The organism is Kitasatospora sp. NPDC059747 (assembly GCF_042732955.1).
In the GTDB taxonomy this organism is placed as follows: domain Bacteria; phylum Actinomycetota; class Actinomycetes; order Streptomycetales; family Streptomycetaceae; genus Kitasatospora.
This window is the reverse complement of sequence record NZ_JBHWGV010000130.1, coordinates 19,768-26,194: the sequence shown is the minus strand read 5'-3', so window position 1 is coordinate 26,194 and position 6,427 is coordinate 19,768. Positions and strand designations below refer to the sequence as shown.

At 73.6% G+C, this 6,427-nt stretch carries 5 protein-coding genes; 2 read left to right on the top strand and 3 right to left on the bottom strand.

All coding sequences use genetic code 11. The features are described 5' to 3' along the window. The first annotated feature begins 155 nt into the window (after positions 1-155). Positions 156-728 (top strand): exonuclease domain-containing protein, encoded by a 573-nt coding sequence (locus ACFV4G_RS36755; RefSeq protein WP_380446670.1) that lies wholly within the window; start codon positions 156-158, stop codon positions 726-728. A 54-nt stretch (positions 729-782) separates the two neighbouring features. Here ACFV4G_RS36755 and ACFV4G_RS36750 read toward each other — a convergent pair whose 3' ends face one another. The 3 genes from ACFV4G_RS36750 to ACFV4G_RS36740 all read right to left on the bottom strand — a co-directional run bounded on the left by ACFV4G_RS36750 (position 783) and on the right by ACFV4G_RS36740 (position 4,639). Further along, entirely contained in the window at positions 783-1,985 is a 1,203-nt protein-coding gene (locus ACFV4G_RS36750; protein WP_380446668.1) for an acyl-CoA dehydrogenase family protein, read from the bottom strand. Between the two features lie 18 nt (positions 1,986-2,003). Next, positions 2,004-3,233: a cytochrome P450 gene (locus ACFV4G_RS36745; RefSeq protein ID WP_380446666.1), complete on the bottom strand. Its 1,230-nt coding sequence runs from the start codon at positions 3,231-3,233 to the stop codon at positions 2,004-2,006. 77 nt (positions 3,234-3,310) lie between these two features. Further along, positions 3,311-4,639 (bottom strand): FAD-dependent oxidoreductase, encoded by a 1,329-nt coding sequence (locus tag ACFV4G_RS36740; RefSeq protein ID WP_380446663.1) that lies wholly within the window; start codon positions 4,637-4,639, stop codon positions 3,311-3,313. Between the two features lie 340 nt (positions 4,640-4,979). Between ACFV4G_RS36740 and ACFV4G_RS36735 the strand changes: the two genes are divergently transcribed. Next, positions 4,980-6,173: an epoxide hydrolase family protein gene (locus ACFV4G_RS36735; protein ID WP_380446661.1), complete on the top strand. Its 1,194-nt coding sequence runs from the start codon at positions 4,980-4,982 to the stop codon at positions 6,171-6,173. The last annotated feature ends 254 nt before the right edge of the window (positions 6,174-6,427 follow it).

Here is a 6,427-nt window from a genome sequence, read left to right as displayed (position 1 = left end):
CGCCCCCAGCCGAGCCCTACGCGGGGGCCGGGGGGGGGCGCGGTGTGGGGCGCCCGCTCCCCCCGCGACCCGCCCGGCCTTGACACCCACCATGCCCACCGGGCGCGGCCGATAACCGATTGACCGCACCGGCGGCCGCCGCCCATGATCCCCGCATGGACGCACGATTGCTCAACGTGGTGGACGTCGAGGCCACCTGCTGGGACGGCCGGGTGCCGCCCGGGGAGGTCAACGAGATCATCGAGATCGGGCTGACCGTCGTCGACCTCGAAGCCCTCGAACGCGTCGGGCGGCACCGGATCCTGGTGCGGCCGGGGCGCTCGACCGTCAGCCCGTTCTGCACCGAGCTGACCGGGCTGACGCAGTGGGAGGTCGACACCGGCCTGCCGTTCGCCGACGCCTGCGCGCTGCTGGCCGACGAGCACGGCGCGGGCGAGCGGGCCTGGGCCAGCTGGGGCGACTACGACCGCAAGCAGTTCACCCGCCAGTGCCGCGACAACGGGGTGACGTACCCCTTCGGCTTCGGCGAGCGGCACACCAATGCCAAGGCGGTCTTCGCCGACGCGTACGGGCTGCGCAAGCGCCCCGGCATGGCGAAGGCCCTGGAGCTGGCCGGGCTGCCCCTTGAGGGGCGTCACCACCGGGGCGAGGACGACGCGTGGAACATCGCGGCTCTGGTCCTCGGCCTGGTCCGGGCGGACGTCTGGCCGCAGGCCACCGAGGCCTGAGGTCGGAGAAGGTCCGCCGCTCCCGGGTGCCTTCCCAGGAGCGGCGGAACGCGGCTACAGGTACATCGTGTTGGGCGCCAGCCCGCACAGCACGCGGCCGTAGAGCTCGGTGTTGGTCGACGAGTGCATCAGGGCGTGCAGGCTCAGCGCGTGGAGGTCCCGCACGGTGCGCTGGAGCGCGCCCGTGAGGTACAGGGAGCCGCCGCCGCTCGCGTCGCCGAGGGTGCGGGCGGTGCGGGTGGCGCGGTCGAAGACGCGGCCGAGGTAGGCGCGGGCGTGCACCCGCTCCTCGACCGTCCACGGCTCGCCGGCCGCGCCCTTGGCGTCGACCAGGGCCGCCAGCCGCGCGGCGTGGCCCTCGGCCTCCTCGATCTGCAGCGCCGCCTCCGCCACCTGGAGGTGGGTGACGGCGGCCTCGCGCCGGGACCCGTACTCGGTGTAGGTGATCTTCTTGTCGAGCTGCTCCAGGTACGTCGCGAGCGCCGACTTGGCGAGGCCGATCGCGGTGCCGGTGAAGGTCGTGCAGCCGGTGGCGATGAGCGGGGCGCGGTAGAGCGCCGACTCCGGGTTGAGCTTGGAGGCGGACTGCTCCTGGAGCACGAGGGCGAGCGGCAGCAGGCGGTCCTGCGGCACGAACACGTCCTCGGCGACGGTGGTGACGCTGCCGGTGCCGCGCAGGCCGGTGGTGTCCCAGTCGTCGACGATCGTCAGGTCGGAGAGCGGGATCAGCGCCATCAGCGGCCACTGCGACTGCCCGTCCGGCGTCGGTCCCATCGCGAGGGCGACCTGCCACCCGCTGTGGTGCGCGCCGCTGATGAACTGCCAGGCGCCGTTCACGACGGCGCCGTCGGCGGCCGGGACGGCGGAGGCGCTCGGGCTGAGCACGCCGCACACCCGGACGTCCCCGGCGGACGCGCCGAACACCTCGTCCTGGACGTGGTCGGGGAACTGGCAGGCCATCCAGGCCGAGATCGACCACGCGGAGACGTTCCACGCCGCCGAGCCGTCGCCCTTGGCGAGTTCGGTCATCACCTCGACGAAGGTCGCGGCGTCGGTCTCGTAGCCGCCGTAGCGGGCCGGCATCCGCATCTTGAACAGGCCGGCGTCGGTGAGCGCCGCCAGGGACTCCTCGCGCAGCCGCCGGTGCTCGTCCCCCCACGGGGCGTTGGCGCGCAGGACGGGGGCGACTTCGGCCGCGCGGCGGACCAGCTCCGCGCGGGCCGGTGCGTTCGCGTTCACCGGTGCGTTCGCGTTCATGGGGCTCCTTCGGGGTGGTCAGGAAGCGGGCGTCAGGCGGATGGGCAGCGTGGCGGTGCCGTTGAGCAGGAAGGTGCCCTGCGGCTGGACCTCCTCGGCCGGAACGGCGAGGGCCAGGTCGGGGAAGCGCTCGAACAGCGCGGGCAGCCCGATCGCGGCCTCCATGCGGGCCAGCGGCGCACCGAGGCAGTGGTGGACGCCGTAGCCGAAGGACAGGTGCTCCTTGTCGGGGCGGGTGATGTCGAAGCGGTCGGCGTCCTCGCCGTGCCGGCCGCGGTCGCGCCCGGAGGCGGCGAAGCCGATCAGCACCGGGTCGCCCTTGGGGATCCGCACGCCCGCGAGCTCCACCTCCTCGGTGGTGAAGCGGAACGGCAGCTGGGCGATCGGGGACTCGACCCGCAGGGTCTCCTCGATGACGTCCCGCCACGGCACCTTCCCGTCGCGGACCAGCGCGAACTGCTCGGGGTGGGTGAGCAGCGCGACGACGGCCTTGCTGAGCAGGTTGGTGGTCGTCTCGGAGCCGGCGCCGAGCATCAGGTGCAGGGTGCCGGCGAGTTCGGACTGGTTGAGGCGGGAGCCGTTGTCCCGGGCCTCGATGAGCATGCTCAGGAGGTCGTCGTCCGGCTCCTCGCGCTTCATCTCGATGAGCTCGTACATCGCGTTGTGCCAGGACTCGACGTTGGCGACGGCTTCCTCGTGGTTGATCGTCGTCTCGGTGTTGACCTCGCCGCCGCGCATCACGTCGCGGCGCATGTGCTCGGGGACGCCGAAGAGTTCGCAGATCACCTTGGTGGGCAGCGGGTAGGCGTAGCGGTCCTTGAGGTCGACGACCTCGCCGGGCGCGGCGGTGGCGAGGTCGTCGAGGAGCTCGCGGACGATGCGCTCGACGCGCGGGCGCATGGCCTCGGTGCGGCGCATGGTGAAGGCCTTGGCGGTGAGGTTGCGCAGCCGGGCGTGGGCGGCGCCGTCGCTGGTGGTCATGTTGTCCATGAGCACCCAGCCGATCAGCGGGAAGTCGTCGCTGATCTCGCCGTTGACGAAGGCGGGCCAGTGCTCGTGGGCGTTCTTGGCGAAGCGTTCGTCGTTGAGCACCTGGCGGACGGTGTCGTAGCCGACGACCGACCAGGCGCGGACGTCGCCGGGCAGGGTCACCTGCGCCACCGGGCCCTGCGCGCGCAGGCGTTCGGCCTCGGCGTGGACGTCCCGGCCGGTGGGGTCGAGCACGATGGGCTCGGGGTGGGCTGTCACGGGGAACCTCCGGTAGTTCCGTGTGCGGGTTGGTCGGGCGGGACACACCAGGCGGAACGCACCTGGCGGGACACGCGTCAGGACTTGGGACGCGGCCGGAACACCCGGGTGACCACCGAGGGCCGCATGAGCGCCTGGGGCGGGTCGACCAGGCCGGCCGCGCGCAGGAACGCGGTGGAGAGGGTGGCGTCGTGGGCGGCGGCGGCCTGCAGGCGCGGCATGTAGAGGTTGGCCATCCGCACGGCGAGCGTGCGCCGGCCCCGGACCTCGGGGAAGCCGAGGTCGCCGCCGACGGCCATGTCCCAGGGCGCGTCGATGACGGCCGCGAGGTCGCGGAAGTAGTCGCGCGGGCGGGGCGGGACGCCGCGCTCCAGGTGGCCGCGGAGCACGGTGGCGCCGATCGCGGCGACGGTCATGCCCTGGGCGTAGATGGGGTTGAACACGCAGGCGGCGTCGCCGATCGCGAGCAGGCCGTCGGGCAGGCGCTCGACGCGCTCGTAGTGGTGGCGCACGTTCGCGGGGAAGTGCATGGAGACCGGCTCGGTGATCATCCGGGCGTGTTCGACGGCCGCGTGGATCTCGGGGACGGGCATCGTCTTCGCGAAGGCGAGGAAGCCCTCGGGGTCGGTGGGCGGGCGCTCGCCGAGCAGGCCGTAGAGGGCGAGGGCGTAGCGGTCGTGCAGGCGCACCAGCGTGGCGCCGCGCGGCCGGCCGGGGCCGGCGACGCAGACCAGGCCGGCGCCGTCGCCGATCGGGTCGACGGGCAGCGGGGCGGCGAACTCGGCGGTGGTGTAGGTGAGGTCGATCTTGACGCGCTCCTGCGGCACCTGAGGGTAGCCGAGTTCGCGGAGCCAGAGCGGGGTGCGCGAGCCGCGGCCGGTGGCGTCGACGACGAGGTCGGCGGCGAGGACCTCCTCGGCGCCGTCGAGGGGCTGGACGCGCACGCCGGTGACGCGGGCGCGGTCCGGCGAGGAGTCGAGGCCGTTGATGTCGCAGCGGTCGAGGAGGCGGACGTTGGAGAGGGCGAGGACACGCTCGCGCACCCGGGCCTCCAGCAGCGGGCGCTCGGCGGAGACGCAGATCAGCCCGGTCTCGGCCTTGCGGATCGGGCGGCCGGCGAAGTACCAGGTGAGTCCGGTGCCGAAGTCGCAGACGGGGACGCCGAGTTCGGCGAGCTCCTTGGTGAGGCCGGGGAACAGTTCCTCCAGCACCTGCTGGCCGCGGGCGAGCAGGCCGTGGACGTGCCGGCCCTGCGGCGCGCTGCGGCGCGGGGCGGCGGAGGACGTGAGCGTGTCCCGGTCCACCACCGTGACGCTGCGGTAGGCGTCGGCCAGCAGGCGGGCGGCGAGCAGCCCGGCCACGCTGGCGCCCAGCACCACGGCCCGGTCGCCGATTCGAGTAGCCACCGTGCTCCCCTCTTTGGAACGTCCGACGGCGGAAGGAACGGAAGAAGCGGAAGGAGCGAAGGAGCGAAGGAGCGGAACGAGCGAAGGAGCGGAAGAGCGGAAGAAAGCGAACGAGAGCGCACATCCGGAGAAACGGGAATGGGCGGCGCGCGCCGAAGCAGCGTGCCCGGCCGACGGCACCATCATTGACGTCCCGCGAATGCGCCTCTACTTCCAGATTGCTCTGTCGCCCGGCGGTGCCCCGGTGATCCCTGTTTAGCGCCGGAGCGCGCTGGTAGCGTCCCCGGGCGGCAGGGACGAAGGGGCGGCGTGCCGCCCGCCGAATTGAGGAGGCCCGGAAATGCAGCCGTTCCGAATCGCCGTTCCGCAGGAGGACCTGGACGACCTCCACCGCCGCCTGGCGGCGGTGCGCTGGCCGGCCGAGGTGCCCGGGGCGGGCTGGGCCCGCGGGGTGCCGCTGGAGTACCTGAAGGAGCTCACCGAGTACTGGCGCACGGAGTTCGACTGGCGGGCCGCGGAGGAGCGGCTGAACCGCTTCCCGCAGTTCCGCACCGAGATCGACGGCGCCACCGTGCACTTCCTGCACGTGCGCTCCCCCGAGCCGGACGCCACGCCGCTGATCCTCACCCACGGCTGGCCCGGGTCGGTCGCCGAGTACCTGGACGTCATCGAGCTGCTGACGGACCCGCGCAGCCACGGCGGCGACCCGGCGGACGCGTTCCACGTCGTCATACCGGCCCCGCCCGGCTTCGGCTTCTCCGGCCCCGCCCCCGAGGCCGGCTGGGACGTGCCGCGGATCGCACGGGCCTGGACGGAGCTGATGCGCCGGCTCGGCTACGGCCGCTACCTCGCCCACGGCGGCGACCTCGGCGTGTGGATCTCGCTGACCGCCGCCGCGCTCGACCCCGAGCACCTCGCGGGCGCGCACGTGACGTTCCTGCTGACCCCGCCCACCGGCCCGGAGGACCTGGAGGGCCTCGACGAGGCGGACCAAGCGCGGCTCGCCTACCTGGCCGCCTTCGAGACCACCGGCCGGGCCGGCTACATGAAGATCCAGAGCACCCGCCCGCAGACCCTCGCCTACGGCCTCACCGACTCCCCGGTCGGCCAACTGGCCTGGATCGCCGAGAAGTTCCGGGACTGGACGAGCGGCGACTCGATCAGCCGGGACCAGCTCCTGACCACCGTCTCGCTCTACTGGCTGACGGCGACGGCCGGTTCGTCCGCGCAGCTGTACTACGAGATGGCCGACATGCTCCCCGACGCCGCCCGCCAGCCCCTCGCCGGGCCGCCGCAGCCGGTGCTGCTCGCCGTCGCCGCCTTCGCGCACGACGGGAGCCTGCCGGTGCGGCGGATCGCCGAGCGGCGCTTCCCGAACATCGTCCAGTGGAGCGAGTTCGCCGAGGGCGGGCACTTCCCCGCCCTGGAGGTGCCCGAGCTCCTCGCGGGCGACCTGCGCTCCTTCGCCCGCGCCGTCCGGGCCCACGAGGCCGCCGCCGAGCAGCCGAAGCAGGACCCCGCAGAAATCGACTGAAGATTTTTCGCCGCCGTCGTCCAAACCGCGGTCCTCCCGTTCGTCGAGGTGTCGAACCGCACTCCGACAGCCGAGCCGAGGAGACGACGTGCCGCACACCGAGGACGCAGCGCCGGGGCCCCCCCCCCGGCCCACCCGGGGCCGGGCCCGCCCCCCCCCCCCCCCCCCCCCGCACGCTCCCAGGGGCGCCAACGCCCGCCGCCGCGCGGTGGGGCCCCCGGTGAACGTGTGCCATGGCCAGCGCCTCAACCGGC